The sequence below is a fragment of the Flavobacterium sp. MMLR14_040 genome, from assembly GCF_033657265.1.
In the GTDB taxonomy this organism is placed as follows: Bacteria; Bacteroidota; Bacteroidia; order Flavobacteriales; family Flavobacteriaceae; genus Flavobacterium.
Genome location: NZ_JAWVWO010000011.1, coordinates 47,253 through 68,207 on the forward strand (window position 1 = coordinate 47,253; position 20,955 = coordinate 68,207).

The 20,955-nt window shown below is 33.2% G+C and carries 20 protein-coding genes; 8 read left to right on the forward strand and 12 right to left on the reverse strand.

Annotation, left to right across the window (positions count from 1 at the left end; all coding sequences use genetic code 11):
- The first annotated feature begins 5 nt into the window (after positions 1–5).
- The 3 genes from SD960_RS15220 to SD960_RS15230 all read left to right on the forward strand — a co-directional run bounded on the left by SD960_RS15220 (position 6) and on the right by SD960_RS15230 (position 1,225).
- Complete coding sequence (locus SD960_RS15220; protein ID WP_318804454.1) at positions 6–452, forward strand: hypothetical protein; 447 nt, start codon at positions 6–8, stop codon at positions 450–452.
- 103 nt (positions 453–555) lie between these two features.
- Entirely contained in the window at positions 556–816 is a 261-nt protein-coding gene (locus SD960_RS15225; protein ID WP_318804456.1) for a DUF6364 family protein, read from the forward strand.
- A 1-nt stretch (position 817) separates the two neighbouring features.
- Entirely contained in the window at positions 818–1,225 is a 408-nt protein-coding gene (locus SD960_RS15230) for a PIN domain-containing protein (RefSeq protein ID WP_318804458.1), read from the forward strand.
- A gap of 56 nt (positions 1,226–1,281) precedes the next feature.
- Here the strand turns inward: SD960_RS15230 and rpoN are convergent, their stop codons facing one another.
- From rpoN to SD960_RS15250, 4 genes are all read right to left on the reverse strand, one after another.
- Complete coding sequence (gene rpoN / locus SD960_RS15235; RefSeq protein ID WP_318804459.1) at positions 1,282–2,742, reverse strand: RNA polymerase factor sigma-54; 1,461 nt, start codon at positions 2,740–2,742, stop codon at positions 1,282–1,284.
- Between the two features lie 84 nt (positions 2,743–2,826).
- A complete protein-coding gene (locus tag SD960_RS15240) occupies positions 2,827–3,222 on the reverse strand; it encodes a GxxExxY protein (RefSeq protein WP_318804461.1) in 396 nt (131 codons plus the stop codon).
- Between the two features lie 185 nt (positions 3,223–3,407).
- Entirely contained in the window at positions 3,408–4,853 is a 1,446-nt protein-coding gene (gene asnS, locus SD960_RS15245; RefSeq protein WP_318804463.1) for an asparagine--tRNA ligase, read from the reverse strand.
- A gap of 394 nt (positions 4,854–5,247) precedes the next feature.
- On the reverse strand, positions 5,248–7,632 hold the full coding sequence (locus SD960_RS15250) for an efflux RND transporter permease subunit (protein ID WP_318804465.1): 2,385 nt from the start codon (positions 7,630–7,632) through the stop codon (positions 5,248–5,250).
- Between the two features lie 179 nt (positions 7,633–7,811).
- On the opposite strand from SD960_RS15250, the gene SD960_RS15255 reads away from it, so the two are divergent.
- The 4 genes from SD960_RS15255 (at position 7,812) to SD960_RS15270 (ending at position 12,179) form a co-directional block, all read left to right on the forward strand.
- Positions 7,812–8,141, forward strand: coding sequence for a multidrug efflux SMR transporter (locus SD960_RS15255; protein ID WP_318804466.1), 330 nt, complete (start codon positions 7,812–7,814; stop codon positions 8,139–8,141).
- 210 nt (positions 8,142–8,351) lie between these two features.
- Positions 8,352–9,113, forward strand: a complete 762-nt coding sequence (locus tag SD960_RS15260; RefSeq protein WP_318804467.1) for a sensor histidine kinase — start codon at positions 8,352–8,354, stop codon at positions 9,111–9,113.
- Positions 9,076–9,795: a response regulator transcription factor gene (locus tag SD960_RS15265; RefSeq protein WP_318804468.1), complete on the forward strand. Its 720-nt coding sequence runs from the start codon at positions 9,076–9,078 to the stop codon at positions 9,793–9,795. Before SD960_RS15260 ends, SD960_RS15265 begins: the two co-directional genes overlap by 38 nt.
- Positions 9,796–9,908: 113 nt before the next feature.
- The gene (locus SD960_RS15270; RefSeq protein ID WP_318804469.1) at positions 9,909–12,179 is read left to right on the forward strand and encodes a cation:proton antiporter; all 2,271 of its coding nucleotides are present in this window, start codon (positions 9,909–9,911) and stop codon (positions 12,177–12,179) included.
- 231 nt (positions 12,180–12,410) lie between these two features.
- Here SD960_RS15270 and SD960_RS15275 read toward each other — a convergent pair whose 3' ends face one another.
- The 3 genes from SD960_RS15275 to pyrH all read right to left on the reverse strand — a co-directional run bounded on the left by SD960_RS15275 (position 12,411) and on the right by pyrH (position 16,375).
- A complete protein-coding gene (locus tag SD960_RS15275) occupies positions 12,411–14,903 on the reverse strand; it encodes a DUF5686 family protein (protein ID WP_318804470.1) in 2,493 nt (830 codons plus the stop codon).
- 118 nt (positions 14,904–15,021) lie between these two features.
- Positions 15,022–15,585 (reverse strand): ribosome recycling factor, encoded by a 564-nt coding sequence (gene frr, locus SD960_RS15280; protein WP_318804472.1) that lies wholly within the window; start codon positions 15,583–15,585, stop codon positions 15,022–15,024.
- An 82-nt stretch (positions 15,586–15,667) separates the two neighbouring features.
- Positions 15,668–16,375, reverse strand: a complete 708-nt coding sequence (gene pyrH / locus SD960_RS15285) for a UMP kinase (protein WP_318804473.1) — start codon at positions 16,373–16,375, stop codon at positions 15,668–15,670.
- Between the two features lie 183 nt (positions 16,376–16,558).
- Here pyrH and SD960_RS15290 point away from each other — a divergent pair, with 183 nt between their 5' ends.
- Positions 16,559–17,176 carry a thioredoxin family protein gene (locus SD960_RS15290; RefSeq protein WP_318804475.1) on the forward strand — a complete coding sequence of 206 codons (618 nt, stop codon included), beginning with the start codon at positions 16,559–16,561 and terminating at the stop codon, positions 17,174–17,176.
- A 372-nt stretch (positions 17,177–17,548) separates the two neighbouring features.
- On the opposite strand, the gene SD960_RS15295 is transcribed toward SD960_RS15290, so the two are convergent.
- From SD960_RS15295 to SD960_RS15315, 5 genes are all read right to left on the reverse strand, one after another.
- On the reverse strand, positions 17,549–18,088 hold the full coding sequence (locus SD960_RS15295; RefSeq protein ID WP_318804477.1) for a hypothetical protein: 540 nt from the start codon (positions 18,086–18,088) through the stop codon (positions 17,549–17,551).
- A 4-nt stretch (positions 18,089–18,092) separates the two neighbouring features.
- Positions 18,093–18,788, reverse strand: coding sequence for a tRNA pseudouridine(55) synthase TruB (truB, locus tag SD960_RS15300; RefSeq protein ID WP_318804478.1), 696 nt, complete (start codon positions 18,786–18,788; stop codon positions 18,093–18,095).
- Positions 18,788–19,585 carry an undecaprenyl-diphosphate phosphatase gene (locus tag SD960_RS15305; RefSeq protein WP_318804480.1) on the reverse strand — a complete coding sequence of 266 codons (798 nt, stop codon included), beginning with the start codon at positions 19,583–19,585 and terminating at the stop codon, positions 18,788–18,790. Before SD960_RS15305 ends, truB begins: the two co-directional genes overlap by 1 nt.
- 89 nt (positions 19,586–19,674) lie before the next feature.
- On the reverse strand, positions 19,675–19,929 hold the full coding sequence (locus tag SD960_RS15310) for a DUF3098 domain-containing protein (protein ID WP_318804481.1): 255 nt from the start codon (positions 19,927–19,929) through the stop codon (positions 19,675–19,677).
- 81 nt (positions 19,930–20,010) lie between these two features.
- Positions 20,011–20,886: a cell division protein FtsX gene (locus SD960_RS15315; RefSeq protein ID WP_318804483.1), complete on the reverse strand. Its 876-nt coding sequence runs from the start codon at positions 20,884–20,886 to the stop codon at positions 20,011–20,013.
- Positions 20,887–20,955 lie beyond the last annotated feature (69 nt).

Consider the following 20,955-nt stretch of genomic DNA (forward strand, 5'->3'; position numbering starts at 1 on the left):
CAACAATGCAAGACAAGAAAAATAAAAGAAAGCAGAATATTTTATTATTACTCGTAATTGGAACTGCACTGGGTTTAGCTGTCTATTTTCAGTTTTTCCTTTCTGAAAGCGCAGACGAAGTAAAGACTGAAATTACAGAGCTGGTTGCAAAATATAATAAGAATTGCCCGTTGACAATTCAACAGGGAATTCGTCTGGACAGTGTCAGTTTGTCTAAACAGTCTGAAGAAAGAGCAGTTCAGTATAATTTAACATTGATGAATGTGGAAAAAGAAACTGCAGAGATTGATGTAATACGTACTGAAATCCAAAAAAGTCTTTTGAGTACAGCGAAAGCAAATCCGGGACTTCAGGTTTTTAGAGATAACGATTACACATTGATTTATAGTTACAGAGACAAAAAGAAAGTGTTTTTGTTTGATGTGAAAATATTACCGGATCAGTATAAATGATTTAAAAGATTTTATAAGTAACCCGACAAGTTTTTAAAACTTGTCGGGTTTTTGTTTTATACGGACAAAATTATTATATTTGTACGTATAAAATATGAAAGTCATGGATGCCAAATTAACTTTGAAATTAGATAAAAGTGTAATTGAAAAAGCTAAAATTTATGCGGCTGAACATCAGCATAGTTTGTCACTTTTGGTCGAAAATTATCTGAAAACAATTATTGAAATTGATAAAAAAGAAAATACAAAAGAAGTTGAAATTAGTTCTTTTGTAAAAAGTCTGGCGGTGGGTAAGGGACAAGTTTCAGTTGATTTTGATTATAAAAAAGATCGTCAGGATTATTTGTCTCAAAAATATAAGTAATATGAATTTATTTTTAGATACAAATGTATTAATCGATTTGATTGATAAAAGAGAACCTTTTTATAATGATATTGCTGTAATTGCTTCAATGGCAGAAAATAAAGAGTTCAAATTAGCAGCTTCATCTTTGTCTTTTGTAAATACAGTTTATGTAGTTTCGAGGAATGTTGAAGAGAAATTGGTTTTAGAAGCTTTGAAAAAGCTTAGAATTATATGTGAGGTTTCTAATATCGATGAAATTGTAATTGACAAAAGTCTAATTTCAAATTTTAATGATTTTGAAGATGCAGTTCAATATTTCAGTGCTTTGCATCATAGATCTGATATTATTCTAACTCGGAATAAAAAAGATTTTAAAAACTCGGAAATTCCAACAATGACTCCTTCCGAATTTCTTGCTTCTTTATAAAACAAAACCCGACAGATTTTAAATTTGTCGGGTTTTATTATTTTATAAAAGTCTGATTATATCTTCTTCCTCATTCTCGCAACCGGAATATCAAGTTGTTCACGATATTTTGCAATAGTTCTTCTCGCAATCGGATAGCCTTTTTCTTTTAAGATATCGGCCAATTGATCATCTGGTAAAGGTTTCTTTTTATCCTCTTCTTCAATTGTATTTTTAAGGATCTTTTTGATTTCTAAAGTCGAAACATCTTCTCCCTGATCATTTTTCATGGCTTCAGAGAAGAATTCTTTGATTAGTTTTGTTCCGTATGGCGTCTCCACATATTTGCTGTTAGCGACACGCGAAATCGTCGAAATATCCAAACCAACCATATCCGCAATGTCTTTTAAGATCATTGGTTTTAGTTTGGTTTCGTCGCCATCCAGAAAGAACTCTTCCTGATAATGCATAATCGCATTCATCGTTACAAAAAGAGTTTCCTGACGTTGTCTAATCGCATCAATAAACCATTTAGCCGAATCGAGTTTTTGTTTGATAAACTGAACCGCATCTTTTTGTGCCGAAGATTTATCACGGGAATCCTTATATGTCTGCATCATTTCCTGATAATCTTTAGAAACGTGCAGGGAAGGGGCATTTCTTCCGTTTAAGGTTAGTTCAAGTTCGCCGTCAACAATTCTGATGGCAAAATCAGGAACTACATTCTCCGTAACTTTGTTATTTCCGGTAAAAGATCCACCCGGTTTTGGGTTTAGTCTTTCGATTTCATGAATGGCTTTTTTCAGCTGTTCGTTTGAAACGCCGTATTTCTGCAATAATTTATCGTAGTGTTTTTTGGTAAAAGCATCAAACTGATTTTCGATAATATCAATTGCTAAATCAACATATTCTGTTGGTGTTTTATGCTTTAACTGAAGTAATAAACATTCCTGCAAGTCACGTGCACCAACGCCAGAAGGTTCTAGTTCGTGAATCACATGCAGCATTTTCTCAACCATTGCTTCATCAGTATAAATTCCCTGAGTAAAAGCCATATCATCGACTATGTCCGGAACGCTTCTGCGGATGTAACCCATATCATCAATACTTCCAACAAGAAATTCGGCGATTTCACGCTCTTCATCATTCAGAATAAAAGTATTCAGCTGATTGATTAAATCCTGATGAAAACTAATTGGCGATGCAAAAGGTGTTTCGCGTTCTTCGTCTTCACTATAATTATTCACCTGAGTTTTGTAATCCGGAGTATCATCGTCGCTTAGATATTCGTCTATGTTAATGTCGTCTGCTTCGATTCTGTCTGATTCAGCATCATCATAATCGTCGTAATCTTCATTCGCGAATTCATCAGCTTCGTATTCATCTTCTTTTCCAGCTTCAAGAGCCGGATTTTCGTTCATTTCTTCTAATAAACGTTGCTCAAAAGCTTGCGTAGGCAATTGAATTAACTTCATCAGCTGAATTTGCTGTGGAGATAATTTTTGGGATAATTTTAAATTTAAAAATTGCTTTAGCATAGTTAAGGCGCTATTTTTTGCCACTAAGGCTCGAAGGCACAAAGTTTTTATTTTTCTAATTGCCTTTAAGGCTTATTTCGTTTTTTAAAATACTCTTTTTGTGTTTATAAATCTTCTAATGCCACTTTTGATTAATGGAACATTAAAATTAATTAAAAAGCCCAAATCTTTATTCAGCAATTTTAATTGACTTATAATTTGTGCTTCCCAAACTGGATTTATTTGTTCAACTGCTTTTATTTCTATAATTATAGAATCTTCAATCAGTAAATCTAATCTTAATCCTTCGTCAAATTCAATCCCGTCATAAACAATCGGAATATCAATTTGCCGCTTTACATCAAGACCGGCTTTTGTAATTTCATGAGCTAAACAAACTTCATAAACTCGTTCTAATAATCCGGGTCCAAGTTGCTTATGGACCTTAAATGCTGAGTTTACAATTATTTTTCCAATTTCTTCCGTTCTTTCAGAGAGCATAATATTTTGAGTTTGCCACGAAGGCACAAAGGCGCAAAGATTTTTTATGTTCTGGTCCTCAAAGAAACATAAATAATACTTGTTGAATTTGTGTCTTCGTGGTATTATTTAATTTTTTTGAGTCTTTGAATCAGTTTAAAAAATAAACTTAGTGTCTTTGTGCCTTCGTGGCAAATTCCTTTTTTCTAAAATTCCGCACTTCCAGGAGTTCTTGGGAAAGGAATTACGTCTCTAATGTTTGTCATTCCTGTTACAAACAAAACCAAACGCTCAAATCCTAAACCGAAACCTGCGTGAGTTGCAGAACCAAATCTTCTGGTGTCTAAATACCAGTATAATTCTTCTTCGTCGATGTTTAAAGCTTTCATTTTCTCCACCAAAACATCGTAACGCTCTTCTCTTTCAGAACCACCAACAATTTCTCCAATTCCAGGGAAAAGGATATCCATAGCACGAACTGTTTCTCTTCCAGGTTCTGTGTTGTCATTCAAACGCATGTAAAACGCTTTAATGTTTGCTGGGTAATCGTATAAAATTACCGGACACTTAAAGTGTTTTTCAACCAAATAACGTTCGTGTTCTGATTGTAAATCAGCTCCCCATTCTTCGATGATGTAGCTGAATTTTTTCTTTTTATTTGGAGTTGAATCTCTTAAAATTTCAATTGCTTCTGTGTATGAAACACGTTTGAAGTTGTTCTCCAAAACGAAATTCAATTTCTCCAACAAAGCCATTTCGCTTCTTTCTGCCTGAGGTTTTGATTTTTCTTCTTCAAGAAGTCTTCCTTCTAAAAATTTCAAATCATCTTTACAGTTGTCTAAAGCATATTTAATTACGTACTGAATAAAATCTTCAGCTAAATCCATGTTGTCATCAAGGTCGTTGAAAGCAACTTCCGGTTCAATCATCCAGAATTCTGCAAGGTGACGAGAAGTATTGGAATTTTCTGCTCTAAACGTTGGCCCAAAAGTATAAATCTGACCCAAAGCCATCGCAAAAGTTTCACCTTCTAATTGTCCAGAAACCGTTAAATTGGTATGTTTTCCAAAGAAATCTTTTTTGAAATCAATGTTTCCTTCTTCATTTTTAGGCAAATTATCCAAAGGCAATGAAGTTACCTGAAACATTTCTCCGGCACCTTCAGCATCAGCTCCGGTAATAATTGGCGTGTTTACATACACAAACCCTTTTTGTTGAAAATAGTTGTGAACCGCAAATGACAATACCGAACGCACACGCATAATTGCTCCAAAAGCATTGGTACGAACACGTAAATGTGCATTTTCTCTTAAAAATTCTAAAGAGTGTTTCTTAGGCTGCATTGGGAATTTCTCCGCATCAGAATCTCCAAGAATCTCCAATTTAGTAACCTGGATTTCATATTTCTGACCAGCGCCTTTGCTTTCAACCAAAGTTCCAATTACAGAAACTGCAGCTCCGGTTGTGATTCTTTTTAAAGTTTCTTCCGGTGTATTTTCAAAATCAACAACACATTGTATATTATTAATGGTAGAACCGTCATTAAGCGCGATGAACTGATTATTTCTAAAAGTTCTCACCCATCCTTTTGCATTCACTTCCTGTAGCGTCGTCGTACTGTTTAATAAGTCTTTAACTTTTGTGTGTCTCATTTTAATTTTAGATTTTAGATTGCTGATTTTAGATTAAAGTAAAATCAGTGTTTTATATCGAATTGCAAATATAAACGATAATAATTAATTTTTGAAGCTGTTTCCTGCTATCCGCTATATCTTTTTCTTGCTAAAGGAGCAAGAAAAAGGATATCGCTCCTATCAGGGCTAGGGCAATCGTTTTCAAAAGAACTAATTATTCTTTTTATTGTTATTTCTCTCATTTTTTGTCATTCCAGGAACGAGGAATCTCCACAAGAAACTCGACACAGATTTGCGATTCTCTGGATGGAGCTTCTTGTGGAGATTCCTCGTTCCTCGGAATGACAAAATTGTGTATCTACCTTTGTCAAAGTTTTAAACTTTGACAAAGGTTCGAATATATTAATCCGTGCTAATTAGTGAAATTAGTGTTTCCTTCCAATCCCTCCAAATCCTCTTTCTTAGCCTTCTTTTTCTCAAAAGTCAAAACCAAAGCCGGTAAAACCAATAAATTTGCAAACATTGCAAAGGCCAATGTACAAGAAATTAATCCGCCAAGAGCAATTGTTCCGCTGAAACTGGAAAGCGTGAAAGTAGCAAAACCTAAAATCAAAACTACTGATGTATAAAAAGTACTAATTCCCGTTTCTCTTAAGGCACTGAAAACAGATTTTTTTACTTTGCCGTTGCTTTGTATTAAATCATGTTTGTATTTCGCCATAAACTGAATTGCATTATCTACCGAGATCCCAAACGCAATACTGAATACCAAAATCGTTGAAGGTTTTAGCGGAATTCCGAAATAACCCATCAATCCAGATGTAATACAAAGTGGTAAAACATTCGTAATTACCGATGCAAAAACCATTTTGAACGAACGGAATAAATACAACATCAAAATTGCGATCACCAAAATTGCAAAAATCAATGATTCAATTAAATTGTCGACCAAATACGATGTTCCTTTCTGGAAAACCAATGCTTTTCCGGTAACGGTAACTTCGTAACGATCTTTCGGGAAAATTTCATCTATTTTAGAGTGTAATTTTTTCTCGACTTTCGCCATTTCATCGGTACCAATATCTTTCATAAAAGTTGTGATTCTGGCATATTGGCCGGTAGAATCAACATAACTTTTCATTAGGTTTTCTTTGCTGTTTTTGGTTGCATTTTTGGCGTATGCCAAAATAAAAGTTTGTTCCTGCGAAGTTGGTAATTGGTAATATTCAGGATTTCCGTTGTAAAACGCCTGTTTCGAATATTTAACCAAATTCACCACAGAAACAGGTTTTGCCAATTCCGGCATTTCGGCAATTGTATTTTGCAATTCGTCCATTTTACGAATTGTTGACGCTTTCATGACACCTTTTTTCTTTTTGGTATCAATCATAATCTCAAGCGGCATTACACCGTTAAATTCTTTTTCGTAGAATAAAATATCTTTAAAGAAGGAAGCGCTTTTTGGCATTTCTCCAATCAAACTTCCCGAAACTTTCATTTGTGAAACTCCAATAACACTAAAAACCAACAGCAAACCGTAAATCGTATAAATTACTTTTCGTTTGTTTCTTACCACATTTTCTACAAAATCCAACAAAGTCGAAATGTAGGTTTTTGTTAAATGATACAAATGTTTTTCTCCGGGAACCGGCATAAAACTGTAAACAATTGGCACAATTAAAAGCGTCAATAAATAAACAGAAATTACATTGATAGAAGTTACTAAACCAAACTCAAAAAGCAGGTCGTTTCCTGTAATCATAAAGGTTGCAAAACCTATGGCAGTTGTTAAATTCGTCATTAAAGTCGAAACTCCAATTTTCGAAATAATACGCTGTAAAGCTTTTGCCTGATTATTATGTAATTTAATTTCCTGTTGGTATTTATTAATCAGGAAAATGCAATTCGTGATTCCGATTACGATAATCAATGGCGGAATAATAGCCGTTAAAATCGTGATTTTGTAATGAAATAATCCAAGTGTTCCAAACGACCAGATTACACCAACAATTAAAATACAAATCGAAATAAATGTTGCCCGGAAAGAACGGAAAAAGAAAAAGAAAATCAAAGAAACCGTCAATAAAGCAGCACCAATAAAAAGACCAATTTCGCCTTTCATATTGTCTGCATTGATTGTTCTGATGTATGGCATTCCCGAAACTTTTAAATCGATTCCGGTTGTTTTTTCGAATTTATCGATCTTCGGAACTAAATTTTCAAGAATAAAAGTCTTTCTTTCAGCAGTATTTACAAGCGCTTTGTTCATGTAAATAGCCGAACGCACACTTCCGCTTTCTTTGTTAAACAACAATCCTTCATAAAAAGGTAAGTTGTTGAATAAATCGTGTTGAACCGTTTTTAAATATTCAGGATCAATTGTTTTGCTTTGATCGATAAACGGAGACAAAACAAATTTCTCATTGATGGTATCTTTTTCTAATTTTTTTAAATCATTTAACGAAACAACCAAGTCCACTTCTTTTGAGTTTTTCAGACCGGTCATTAATTCATTCCACGCAGCATAATTTTTGGGTGTAAAGAAACTTTTGTCCTGAAAGCCGATTACAATAAGGTTTCCTTCTTCTCCAAATTTGTCCAGGAATTTTTGATAATCTTTATTTGCAACATGATCTTTAGGAAGTAAATTAGCTTCGGTATAAGTCATGGAAAGGTTTCTCCATTGAAAACCAAGGAAAATTGTCAGGGCCGCAACCAAAACCAAAATTGTTATTCTGTTTTTAAGTATAATTCGGGCAACTTTTTCCCAAAATCCAACTTGAATAGCGTTTTTCATAAATTATTTAAAATGGATGCAAATGTAGTGAAAAGACCTCAAAATCATAAATAATGACTACTATTTTACCTAATGTTAACACAAATTAACAGCGTAATTTTTATGATAATTTCCTTACAATTGATGATTTCCTCGTCAGCTTTTCTCATATTTGCAATTAATTTAAAAATGAAAAGAAAATGAACTGGATTTTATTAATTATTGCCGGACTTTTTGAAGTTGGATTTGCATCTTGTTTAGGTAAAGCCAAAGAAACAACCGGAATTGTGTCAACATATTGGATGGCAGGTTTTTTTGTTTGTCTTACCATAAGTATGGTTTTATTGTACAAAGCAACACAGGTTTTGCCAATAGGAACCGCTTATGCTGTGTGGACAGGAATTGGTGCTGTTGGAACTGTTTTGGTTGGAATTTTTATCTTTAAAGAACCGGCGACTTTCTGGAGAATTTTCTTTCTTTCAACATTAATTGCTTCAATTATTGGGTTGAAGTTTGTTTCTAGTCATTAAGAATATTGCCCACGGGTTTTACGGATGAAACAGATTTACGAGGATTAATTAAATTTTAATTCGTGAGTTCGTGGCAAAAAACACGCAGATTTAAGAAAATAGAAAAATACTATAAAAAGAAAATCAGTGTAAATCCGTTTCATCCGTAAAAATCCGCAGGCAAAAAATATTTAGCTACTTTTACAAGACAATATTAAAAAATAGGTTTTAATGCAGGAAAACAATACCATCACTTTTATTTTTTTAGCGATTATTTTACTGCTAATTGTCATCATTTGTTTTATGGTGTATCAATTAATGCAGTCTAAAAAAGGAAAAAAGGATGCTGAAAAAAGTTTTTATGCACTCGAAATGAAAGTAAATGATTTGCAGTTAGAAACATTAGAGTCTAAACTGAATCCGCATTTGTTTAAGAATATTTTAAACTCGATTCAATCGCACGCTTATCAAACTTATTTTGCCCTGGATAAATTGGCCAATGTTTTGGATTATATTTTATACGAAAGCAAAAAGAAATTTGTAACAGCAAAAGAAGAAATTGATTTTGCATTGAATCTTATCGAAATCAATAAAATTAAAATAAGTCCGCTTTTTGAGTTGAAGATAAAAACCAACATCAACAAAGAGGACAAATTGTACGAACAGCCTTTGCTCGCGCCGCTAATTTCGATTGATTTAATTGAAAATGCTTTTAAACATGCAGATCTGCAAAGTGCCGATGCTTTTATTTCGGTAGTTTTTGAGTTCAAGGACAATGCTTTTTTTATGACAGTTTCGAATAAAATTTCAGATAAAAAAGTACTAAAAAAAGAACGGGGAGGTTTAGGAAATACTACCTTAGAACATCGTTTGAGGATTATTTATAAGAATAATTTCAAACTGGAAAGATTTGTTGAAAACGACATTTATATTGCTCATCTAAAAATAGATTTACTTGAATACAAAACTGAAATGCTTGCTACTGGACGATGAGTTGCCGGGTTTAATGTACCTCAAAATGCTTTGCGAACAAATCTCTGAAATAGAAATCGTAAAAACATTTAATAATCCTGAGAAACTATTGGCTGAAATTCCCGATCTCGATTTTGATTTGTTAATTTCAGATATCGAAATGCCTGGAATTGATGGCTTGCATTTAGCTGAAATGATTCAGGATAAATTGGTTATTTTTTGCACGGCATATAAAGAATATGCCGCCGAGGCATTTAATATTGATGCCGTAGATTATATTACAAAACCTGTAAAATTAGAACGTTTGCAAAAAGCAATCTCCAAAGCTTTTGAACGTTTCCATAAACCAGAGACGGCAAAGAAATTTATGCAGCTCAATACAGACAAGGGAAAAACTTTGCTGTATTTTAATCAAATTCAATATATAAAAACTGCGGTTAGCGATAGCCGTGATAAGACGGTTCTCTTGACAGATGGCAGTTTTATGAATCTGAAAAACGTTAAATTTGATACTCTTTTGAATGAATTGCCTGATGCTGATTTCTGTCGAGTAAATAAAAAGGAAATTGTTGCTGTAAAAGCTATAAAATTCTTCAATCATAACGAAATTGTTTTGCATCATTTAGATAAAAACGATAAAAATAGTACCTTAATTTTGAGCGAAACCTATCGATCTGACTTTTTGAAAAAGGTCAAAATCTAACTTATTACAAAGTTTTTCGGACTTATTACATACATTGAAAATTAGCTTTAAATTTACTTTTTCAGGTAATTTTCACTTCTGATATTTGCATCAATAAATTAAAAAAACGAGTTATGAATAATATTAAAAACTCTGTATTTTACGTTACTGTTATTGGTGGTTTCACAGCTTTAATATATTGGGTAATTTCAAAAGGAGCTTCGCTTGAAGTAGGGCGCGGAATAGTTCACAAAAAAATAGAAAGTAATCACTGGAATGATTTTCTGCATTCTATGATTGAAAACCTGCAGCATCCCCTTGCTATTTTACTGGCACAAATTGTCACTATTATTCTGGTAGCCCGTTTGTTTGGATGGATTTTTAGAAAAATAGGGCAGCCATCCGTAATTGGTGAGATGATTGCCGGAATTGTTTTAGGGCCATCTCTGGTCGGGATGTATTTTCCTGAATTTTCAGCTTTATTATTCCCAAAAGAATCATTAGGAAACTTGCAGTTTTTAAGTCAGATTGGTTTAATACTTTTCATGTTTGTTATTGGTATGGAGCTGGATTTAAAAGTGCTTAAAAACAAGGCTCATGATGCTGTTGTCATTAGTCACGCGAGTATTGTTATTCCTTTTGCACTGGGATTAAGTTTGGCTTATTTTATCTATCATACTTTTGCTCCCGTTGGGGTGGAGTTTGCCTCTTTCGGATTATTTATGGGAATTGCCATGAGTATTACTGCTTTTCCGGTTTTGGCCAGAATTGTTCAGGAACGCGGAATGCAAAAAACAAAACTCGGAACCATTGCCATAACCTGTGCCGCTGCAGATGATATTACGGCCTGGTGTATTCTGGCAGTAGTAATTGCTATTGTAAAGGCAGGTTCATTTACAAGTGCTTTATACGTAATTGGTTTGGCAATTTTATACGTAATCGTAATGTTGAAAATCGTTCGTCCGTTCCTGAAACGTGTCGGAGATTTAAATTCGACTCGCGAAAGTTTGAATAAACCCGTAGTTGCTATCTTTTTTATAACACTTTTGTTCTCTTCTTATGTATCTGAACTAATTGGAATTCATGCTTTGTTCGGTGCATTTTTAGCAGGAGCAATTATGCCGGAAAACAATAAATTCAGAAATATTTTTATTGAAAAAGTTGAAGACGTTGCCATAATTGTTTTACTGCCATTGTTCTTTGTATTTACCGGTTTGCGTACACAAATTGGTTTGTTAAACGATCCTTATTTATGGAAAGTTACCGCAGTAATCATCGCTGTGGCTGTAGCCGGAAAATTCTTCGGAAGTGCTTTGGCAGCAAAATTCGTTGGTCAAAACTGGAAAGATAGTCTCGCAATTGGTGCTTTGATGAATACGCGTGGTTTAATGGAATTGGTAGTTTTAAATATCGGTTATGATTTAGGTGTTCTTTCTACAGAAATTTTTACCATGATGGTCATTATGGCTTTGGTCACTACTTTTATGACAGGACCAGCATTAGATTTTATTGGGTATATTTTTAAAGATAAAGTAACGGCCATTCCTGAAGAAATAGGGAATAAAAGTAAATACAAGATTCTGCTTTCATTTGCAACTCCTGAAAAAGGAAAAAAGCTGCTTAAAATTGCAAATAGTTTGGTTAAAAAACAACCTGATAATTCTATTGTTGCGGCAATGCACTTGTCTTTAAGTACAGAAGTTCACTCGTTTGACGTAAAAGATCATGAACGCAAAATGCTGCTTCCGGTTATAGCAGAATCTGAACGTTTGAACCAAAATATGGTTAGTGTTTTTAAAGTAACAAATGATATTGATACAGAAATTATCGATACGGCAAATCAGGGAGAATATGATTTATTACTGGTTGGTTTAGGGCAATCTATTTTTGATGGAACTTTATTGGGTAAGATTCTTGGTTTTACAACCAGAATTGTAAATCCGGATCGTTTAATTGATAAGTTTACCGGAAAAGAAGGTTTGTTCGAAAATTCTCCTTTTGATGAAAGAACACGTCATATTATTGCTAAAACAAAAATGCCGGTTGGAATTTTTATCGATAAAGATCTCGAAGATGTCAATCAGATCTTTATGCCAATTTTTAGCAAAGAAGATTCGTTTTTGATAGATTATGCCAAGAAGTTAATCAATAATAATGGTTCTCAAATTACGGTTCTCGATGCCAGTGGAGAAGTAAAAAACACCCGCGACATTCAGGAAAGTATTCGTTCGATCGAACAAATTGCACCAAATCATATTATGATTATGCACGACAGAACAATCAAGAAAGATTTTTTAGAAAGCCAAAACTTAATGATTATTAGTTTAGACAGCTGGAAAAAATTAATAGAATCTCAAAGTACATGGTTAAATAATACACCTTCGGTTTTGATTTTGAGACCATAATTCCGAAGGAAATTTCAAATAAAAAAATCCCAAATTCCAATTTACGATTGGGGTTTGGGATTTTTAATTTTGCTTTGTCAAAGTTTTAAACTTTGACAAAGATTTTACGGATATAGTTTTGTCATTGCGAGGAACGAAGCAATTTTATTCGCTAAATCAAACTTCTGTCATATTGTTAGTGTGGTTGCTTCGTTCCTCGCAACGACAAATTAGCGTTTGGAATTTTAAAACCTAAAGTCCCAAATCAAGAACATAAGAAATCTTAGCTGCTATATTATCTTCAAATCTCATTAATTGATTTGGTCCGTAGCGATAAAATCCGCCTAAACCAAACCCTTTATAGATTTTGTTTAACTCAATTCCTGATTCAAAAAAACCTTTGTTAAGTGTTTTATATGTTGGTCCAACCTGTTGTTCCGGATGATCCATATTTCCCCATGCCATTCTGGTCACTAATACCAATGAAGGACGAACTTTTCTTAATAATCTAATTCTCTCAAAGCCATGTTTTACCTGAAACATGATATATTGACTAGAGAAAAACTCATTAAAATACATGGTTTCAAAACTGTTTCTTCCGGCAAAAGTAATACGCTGTACAACCGTTTCTTTAGTTAAGTTGTTTGGAGCAGTATTGTATAAATGTGTTATTGGAACGTCGCCCATCGCATAACCTCCCTGCAGTAATAAACTTGTTTTTTGGCCGTTGAGGTAATTCTTTTCATATTCAGTTTTAAAATCTATTTTTCCAAAGGTAAAATCGTTTCCTAATACATTTGGCAATGATTGTGTGTACTGAAAAGTAAATCTCGGAAATCTTTTATCAGTTTCGTTTCTACCTGTTGGAGTTTGCATAAATTCACTGAAAGGCGCCCAAACAATAGACAACATTGCGGTTGTCATAATGTAACTTGAGTATAATTTTCCGTTTAAATTAAAAAGATAATCAAACTTTGGCTCAATATAATTTCTTGATAATTCCAAAACAGCTTCAGTTTTAGGAATTATTTTGGTTTGAAGATTGGTTTTCCAGGTTGTGTAGTGATAAAACGTACTAATGTTAATTGGCCGCGGATCATAAATTTTAAAAACACGTTTGTCAACTGCAAAAACAGTACTTGCAATTTCTCTAACATCATCAGTACAATAACCGTTTATCCAGGTATTTGTGTTTTTATCCAATAAAGCTCCTCCGCCTAAACTGTATTTTACAACGCCATCTTTTGTTCCGTAAGCGGTGTAACCTTCAATTCTAAAACCTTTAGAAAAACGATCATTGGTGATTCCGCCAATACCCAATCTAAAACCTTCGTAATTATTGTAGCTTATTATTTTCTTTAGATCAAGATCAACAGGGCCAATTGGAAAATAGCCATTGATGATTTTTCTTCCTGATCCCAGTCGTTTTTCTATTCTTTTACTAATAGAAAGACTGTCTAATAATTGATATGTTTTTTGCCCCTTTAAATCAAGGCTGTCTTTTCGGTATTTATTCCAGAAAGTTTCGGGCTGTTTGCTGGCATCATCCTTGATTTCAATATAAAGTGATGGATTTTTTATTGATGGATTGTTGTTGTAATGAACGTCAAAATTGTTGCTTTCAGAAAGGACATAAGTAAAATCTGAAGCTACTTTTTTTCTTGGTTCATAATCTTCTTCGGCATCTGCATCAAACTGAATAGTTCCGCCTAAGATTTTAATATCCTCATCGTTTTTTCCTTTTACGATTTTAAAAGTTGTATTGCTTTGAAACCATAATTTTTCGCTCGGAACATATTCAAATTCATGAATTCCGCTAATATCCAAAACGCCTTTTATTCGCATTACGGCTTTTGCTACAGCAAAATTTTCCTGATCGATATACAAAACGCCTTCAAGTCTGTTTGATCTTCTTTTTTTGTTTTTAAAGTAAATCATATAGGTGTTTCTTCCTTTAATAGCTACAGTATCAAGGAGTTTGTAGTTGTAATCGGCAATCGCATTGTTTGAAATCGGGCTTTCATGCTTAGTTTCAAACAACTCATATTTAGTGTCATAAATAGAAATAGACTGCAAATTGAAGGCGATGATTTCATAAATGGGCTGTTTAAAACCTGCCATTTTAGAACCTAGAATCGTTTCTTTAAGTTTATTATTTGCAAACTGATATTGTGATACTTTTTCGGTTTGAAACAAATGCTGTTTGCTTATTATTTCCTTAAACTTATAATCAGAGGAATCGATGTTGATTTCTTTTTTGTTGAAATCTTTATAAGCTGCAGAAGAATCGATTCTGCCGTCAATAGAATCAGGATTTGCCGTTACAATAAGTTTATTATAGGTTTTATATTCAAAGTTATTCAGCTTTTTTTGCGGATTATTATTGTTTTTATTCGCAATAACTTTTCTTAAAATAGCCAAAGCCGGATTTTCGTTAGCAATTACAACTTCTTTTAAATTATCTGTTTTTTCGGAAAGTAAAACCGAATAGAACTTTTTATTATTTAAGACCGTAATAGTTTTGGTAGTAAAACCAACATAAGAAACAGTAAAAGAAGAAATATCTGTCAGGGAATGAAGAACGAATTTCCCGTCGACGTCTGTAATTGTATTATTATTGTCTGAAGTGGTAATTGTAGCAAAAGGAAGCGGTTTGTTTTTCGAGTCACTTACAATTCCATTTATTTGAAATTGCGCCTGAATAGTAAGCGTGAAAAACAAAGTCAATAAACAAAATAGCTTCATACAGAGGATTATAGTTGCAAAACGAAAACAATTTAATTTCGGTATGCAAAAATAGCAATAAAAAAATCCGTCTAGTACAATTTTAACTAAACGGATTTTTAATTTGTGTCAAATAAAGTTAAACTTTCATTATTTCTGCCTCTTTAGCAGCCAATAATTCGTCAATTTTTTTGATATAAGCATTTGTTAAGTTCTGAACTTCTTCTTCGGCAGATTTGCAAACATCTTCTGAAGTTCCTTCTTTTTCTAATTTTTTGATATCAGTATTAGCGTCTTTACGAGAGTTACGAATACCAATTTTAGCATCTTCAGCTTCAGCTTTTGCTTGTTTTGCCAAATCTCTACGGCGCTCTTCCGTCAACGGCGGAACGCTGATGATAATTACATCACCATTGTTCATTGGATTAAAGCCAATATTGGCAACCATAATGGCTTTTTCAATAGTTTGCAGCATATTTTTTTCGAAAGGCTGTAAAGTAATTGTTCTGGCATCAGGAACACTAATTTTAGATACTTGCGAAAGCGGCGTTGCAGATCCGTAATAATCTACGAAAACGCTTCCCAACATTGCAGGAGAAGCCTTTCCAGCACGAATGTTTAAGAATTCTTTTTCTAAATGCGCAATCGAACCATTCATTGATTCTTCAGTACTTTCTAAAATAAAATCTATTTCTTCACTCATTTCTTTTGTTTGTTTTCAGTTTTCACTCTCAGTTTTCAGTTCAGTTCGGTTCGGCTTTGCGACTGTAACCTGTTACTGATGACTATATATTAACTACAGTTCCGATATTTTCACCGTCGCAGATTTTCAAAAGGTTTCCAATTTTGTTCATATCAAAAACAACGATTGGCAATTTGTTTTCCTGACTTAATGTAAAAGCAGTTGTATCCATTACGTTTAATCCTTTTTTCAAAACATCATCAAACGAAATCGTATCAAATTTTACTGCCGATGCATTTTTTTCGGGGTCAGAATCATACACACCATCAACACGTGTTCCTTTTAAGATAACATCTGCATTAATTTCAATTCCTCTCAAAACGGCTGCTGTATCAGTTGTAAAATATGGATTTCCGGTTCCGGCACCAAAAATTACGATTCTTCCTTTTTCAAGGTGACGATCTGCTCTTCTTTTAATGTATGGTTCTGCGATAGATTCCATTTTTAAAGCAGTTTGCAAACGTGTTTTCATTCCTTTGTCTTCAAGAGCACCCTGCAAAGCCATGCCATTAATAACAGTAGCCAGCATGCCCATATAATCGCCTTGTACTCTATCCATACCGGCACTTGCACCTGCAACGCCTCTAAAAATATTTCCTCCTCCAATAACAATAGCAATCTCTACTCCTTTATTGTGAATTTGCTTAATTTCTTCAGCATATTCGGCTAATCTTTTTGGGTCGATTCCGTATTGTAAATCACCCATTAAGGCCTCGCCACTTAGTTTTAGAAGAATTCTTTTATATTTCATGTGTTGTTGCGTTAATTTGTGCAAATATAGACATATTCTTATTTTTAAAAATAATGTTTTAAAAAAATTAATTTGTTCTTTTTAGTTTTCAGTTTAAGAAGATTTATTTCGCTCTAATCTGACAAAAGTCATTCTTGCGTCTTTTTAAAATTTGTATTTTTATCGTATCAAAACGAAAGAAATATGAAAAGTATTGTAGCCAAAGGATTATTCAATAGTTATTCTTATCCTGAGTACCGAAAATTAGTCACAGATTTATTATCACAAGGCAAATCAACAGGTAACGACCAGTCTGAAAGTCTCACTCACTATACCAGTTTAAATGAAGCGAGAATGAACCGACTGGAAAAAACCATTAAAATTTCTGAAGACGTTATTTCGAAGCTGCAAAACTTAAACAATCACTATATATGGCTTGTAATTTCTGAAGGCTGGTGTGGCGATGCGGCACAAATACTTCCGATACTTAATAAAATGGCTTTGGCATCTGATAAAAAAATAGATCTCAAAATTGTTTTAAGGGATGAAAATGACGAATTAATGAGTCAGTATCTAACCAATGGCGGAAAAGCAATCCCAAAAGTAATTGTAATTTGTAAAGAAGCCGGAATTGTTCGTGCTGATTGGGGCCCAAGGCCAAAAGGCGCCTCAGAATTAATGATTAATTATAAAAAAGAATTTGGCGTAATTGATGAAAAAATAAAAACCGATTTGCAATTGTGGTATTTGGCAGATAAAGGAATTTCTGTTCAGGAAGAATTGGTTCAGATTATGGAAAATATAAAATACAATAGGCTGTAATTCTCAATTTCATGTAATATATTGATAGTTAATATTGTATAGTCATAAAATTTATTAAAATATTTGGTTTTAATATAAAGTTTTGTATCTTAGTAATAAGAAAACCCACTTCTATTATTATTTTTTGATTTACTCTTATTGGTGTTTATTTTAATGTTTAACTATTAAAAATCCACTATTATGAAAAAGTTATTCGAAAAATTTTATGATTTTTTTTCGAGATTATTGTTTGACGGAAAAAATGTACCACACTATTAATTTCCAAAACAATTAATTTAGGAGTTGGCACATTACAATAGCACTACCTTTTGTAATGTGTTTCTAAATTTATTGGAGTTTCTCTATATAAATTTCAAATTCCATTTAAAAAACTTACAAATCAAAATTTACGACAGATATTCCTAAGTTGATGCTGTTCAGATTTTTTTGATTGTGGAGCGTAATATCGTATTGGGCAGTTTCAATGAAAATAATAAAGTCATCAGAACCTATTCCAATTCTTAACTTTCTATATGCTCCATTTAGATTTCCACGTCCTAATGCAAATCCTTTTCCGTAACCGGCTTGCGCTGTAATCACGGTGTTTTCGCCTACTTTCGGACTCAGACTAAAATTTAAATATACAGGAACGGCCACAAGTTTATCTTCCCATTTCCAGTCTATACCACTGTGAATTCCCAACGTAATCCATTTTTTGTAATGAATTCCAAATCCAATTTTTGATCCTAAACCGTCAGGAACAAACCAATCCTTATTTTTTTGATCCGGATAATCTTCTGATTCATATCTTTCATTATTTCCGGCCAAAGAGGCAGAAACATCAAATTGAAGATAAGTGAATTTTTTATTTTGCGCATTAACAGATAAACTAGCTAGCAGAATGATGATAAAGGCAAATAAAATCTTTTTCATAAGACTAATTTTGTTGCAGACTTTCCTCAAATAAAGTAATATCAATCGCATCTTTAACATCATAATCGCCAATTTTAGTTCGGCGTAAAACAGTTAAGTGTGATCCTGAATTCATGGCTTTTCCAAAATCAAAAGCCAATGAGCGTATATAAGTTCCTTTGCTGCAAACAACTCTAAAATCTATTTCAGGAAGTGCAATTCTTGTAATTTCAAATTCATGAATTGTAGTTTTTCTGCTTTCAATTTCTATTGTTTCTCCTGCGCGTGCATGTTCATACAAGCGAACACCATCTTTTTTAATAGCTGAAAAAATGGGTGGTTTTTGGTCGATTTCGCCCAAAAACTGTTTTACCGTTTCATGAATCAAAGCTTCGTCGATATGCGAAGTTGGAAAAGTCTGGTCGATTTCGGTTTCTAAATCATACGATGGAGTAGTGGCCCCAATGTAAAAGGTCCCCGTGTATTCTTTGGCCTGACCCTGAAGTTCGGAAATCCTTTTGGTAAATTTTCCGGTACAAATCAATAATAAACCAGTTGCCAAAGGGTCTAAAGTTCCCGCGTGGCCAATTTTGAACTTTTTAGGAAGTCCAACTTTATTGATTAAAAGATATTTTAATTTATTGACAGCTTGAAACGAACTCCATTTTAAAGGTTTGTCAATCAATAAAACTTGTCCGTCTAAATATTCTTCAGTTGTCATTATATAATGGTAAGCGGGTGAATGAAAAAGTGAATCAACAATAAAATGATTCCGGCGATAATTCGGTAATAACCAAAAACTTTAAAACCGTTTTTAGTTAAAAATCCAATAAAGGTTTTAATTGCCAAAAGCGCTACAATAAAAGCAACAACATTTCCTATAATCAACAAATTAACCTGATCGTGAGATAATTCGAATCCGTTTTTATAATAGTCGTAGCATTTTTTTACTGTTGCTCCTAACATTGTAGGAACCGCTAAAAAGAAGGAGAATTCAGCTGCTGTAGTTCTTGATAATTTTTGCGACATTCCGCCCACAATACTCGCACCGCTTCTTGAAACTCCGGGAATCATGGCAAGACATTGAAATAATCCAATTTTAAAAGCTTGTAAATAAGTAATTTCCTGAGATGTTTCTGCTGTATTTGGACTGTTAAACCATTCGTCTACTTTTAATAAAATCAAACCTCCAATTAAAAGTGAAATAGCAACCGTAACCGGATTTTCTAATAAGCCATCAATAAAATCACTCAATAATAAACCTAGAACAACGGCCGGAATAAACGCAACCAAGAGTTTAAAATAAAAATCAAGTGTTTGAAAAAAGCGTTTGAAGTATAAAACAACTACCGAAAGTATTGCGCCAAGCTGAATAACAATTGTAAAAAGTTTGGTAAAGTCGTCGTGTGCAATTCCGAAAAAAGAAGAGGCAATAATCATGTGTCCAGTTGAAGAAACAGGTAAAAATTCTGTAATTCCTTCAATAATGGCAAGAATGATAGCTTGTAATGTATTCATGTAGAATTTTAGATTTTAGATTTTAGACTTCAGATTTGTCACCCTGAGCGGAGTCGAAGGGCGTTCTTATTAGAAATCTAACAAATCTATTATTTAGATTTTTTGAAAATAGAATAAATCGTGATTCCAAAACCAATTAAAACAGTTGTTGGAGCTAAACGGATACGTCTAAAGCTAAAAACATCTTCATTAAAAACATTCGGATTATCGCTTCCCCCGCCAGACATTAAAATAAATCCTAAGGCAATAACTGCAATCCCGATTAATAGAATTTTGTAGTTGATACCGTCAAAGAGGAATTCCTGTTTTTGTGGTTGTTGTTCTGTATTATTGTTATTTTTCATTGCTATTTTTTTGTCAGCCTGAGCGAAGTCGAAGGCGTTTTTATTTTAAAAAATCTAAAATCTAAAGTCAGAAATCTAAAATTAATAAAGATCGTCTGTTCTTAAATTCAGGAAACGTTGTGTTGCAAAGTGCGTGCTTACCCATGTAATCAAGATTCCTAAACCGAAAACGGCCAATAAAACCAATCCAATTAAGATTTTGTCTTCTAAAATTCCTAATCCCGGGAAATTTGTTTCTACATAAAGTAAAAGTGCAATCAGGGCAACAATGGCTAATCCCGCGCCAAGAATTCCTAGTTTAACGCTTCTCATAACAAATGGCTTACGAATAAACGATTTTGTAGCACCAACCATTTGCATCGTTTTAATAATAAAACGATTGGAGTGAATCGATAAACGTAATGAACTATTGATTAATAAAACAGCAATTACGGTAAGGAAACCGCTGATTATCAAAATCCACATACTTACTTTTTTGATATTATCGTTTACCAGATTTACCAATTGTTTGTCATAAACAATATCTTCAATCATGGTGTTTTGACGTAATTTGCTTTCTATTTTTAAGATACTATCCCTTTCAACATAATCTGCTTTTAAGTGAATGTCAAACGAATTCAATAATGGGTTTTCTCCTAAGAAAGTAAGGAAATCTTCTCCAATAATATCAGTATGTTCTTTTGCAGCTTTTTCTTTGGTTACATAAACATATGATCTTGCAAAAGGAGCTCTTTTCAATTCAGTATTAAAAGCTTTTATTACACTATCATTGGCTTCGTTTTTAAAGAAAACCGTCATTGCAATTTTTTCTTTAAAGTCGTCAGCCAGTTTTTTAGAATTGATAATGAATAATCCCAGTACTCCCAAAAGGAATAAAACCAGAAATACACTTAATACAACCGAAAAATAAGAGGAAATTAACCTGCGCTTTTGAAATTTATCAAAGTTAGAACTCATAGTATGCTTAAATTATGTGGTAAAAATAATAAAGTATTTCTTTATTTAAAGTTAATAACGATCAAAGTT

Excerpts from the sequence above, each read along its gene's own strand:
- SD960_RS15220 (WP_318804454.1), top strand. The coding sequence starts at position 6 with ATGCAAGACAAGAAAAATAAAAGAAAGCAGAATATTTTATTATTACTC.
- SD960_RS15225 (WP_318804456.1), top strand. The coding sequence starts at position 556 with ATGGATGCCAAATTAACTTTGAAATTAGATAAAAGTGTAATTGAAAAA.
- SD960_RS15230 (WP_318804458.1), top strand. The coding sequence starts at position 818 with ATGAATTTATTTTTAGATACAAATGTATTAATCGATTTGATTGATAAA.
- rpoN (WP_318804459.1), bottom strand. The coding sequence starts at position 2,742 with ATGCTAAAGCAATTTTTAAATTTAAAATTATCCCAAAAATTATCTCCA.
- SD960_RS15240 (WP_318804461.1), bottom strand. The coding sequence starts at position 3,222 with ATGCTCTCTGAAAGAACGGAAGAAATTGGAAAAATAATTGTAAACTCA.
- asnS (WP_318804463.1), bottom strand. The coding sequence starts at position 4,853 with ATGAGACACACAAAAGTTAAAGACTTATTAAACAGTACGACGACGCTA.
- SD960_RS15250 (WP_318804465.1), bottom strand. The coding sequence starts at position 7,632 with ATGAAAAACGCTATTCAAGTTGGATTTTGGGAAAAAGTTGCCCGAATT.
- SD960_RS15255 (WP_318804466.1), top strand. The coding sequence starts at position 7,812 with ATGAACTGGATTTTATTAATTATTGCCGGACTTTTTGAAGTTGGATTT.
- SD960_RS15260 (WP_318804467.1), top strand. The coding sequence starts at position 8,352 with ATGCAGGAAAACAATACCATCACTTTTATTTTTTTAGCGATTATTTTA.
- SD960_RS15270 (WP_318804469.1), top strand. The coding sequence starts at position 9,909 with ATGAATAATATTAAAAACTCTGTATTTTACGTTACTGTTATTGGTGGT.
- SD960_RS15275 (WP_318804470.1), bottom strand. The coding sequence starts at position 14,903 with ATGAAGCTATTTTGTTTATTGACTTTGTTTTTCACGCTTACTATTCAG.
- frr (WP_318804472.1), bottom strand. The coding sequence starts at position 15,585 with ATGAGTGAAGAAATAGATTTTATTTTAGAAAGTACTGAAGAATCAATG.
- pyrH (WP_318804473.1), bottom strand. The coding sequence starts at position 16,375 with ATGAAATATAAAAGAATTCTTCTAAAACTAAGTGGCGAGGCCTTAATG.
- SD960_RS15290 (WP_318804475.1), top strand. The coding sequence starts at position 16,559 with ATGAAAAGTATTGTAGCCAAAGGATTATTCAATAGTTATTCTTATCCT.
- SD960_RS15295 (WP_318804477.1), bottom strand. The coding sequence starts at position 18,088 with ATGAAAAAGATTTTATTTGCCTTTATCATCATTCTGCTAGCTAGTTTA.
- truB (WP_318804478.1), bottom strand. The coding sequence starts at position 18,788 with ATGACAACTGAAGAATATTTAGACGGACAAGTTTTATTGATTGACAAA.
- SD960_RS15305 (WP_318804480.1), bottom strand. The coding sequence starts at position 19,585 with ATGAATACATTACAAGCTATCATTCTTGCCATTATTGAAGGAATTACA.
- SD960_RS15310 (WP_318804481.1), bottom strand. The coding sequence starts at position 19,929 with ATGAAAAATAACAATAATACAGAACAACAACCACAAAAACAGGAATTC.
- SD960_RS15315 (WP_318804483.1), bottom strand. The coding sequence starts at position 20,886 with ATGAGTTCTAACTTTGATAAATTTCAAAAGCGCAGGTTAATTTCCTCT.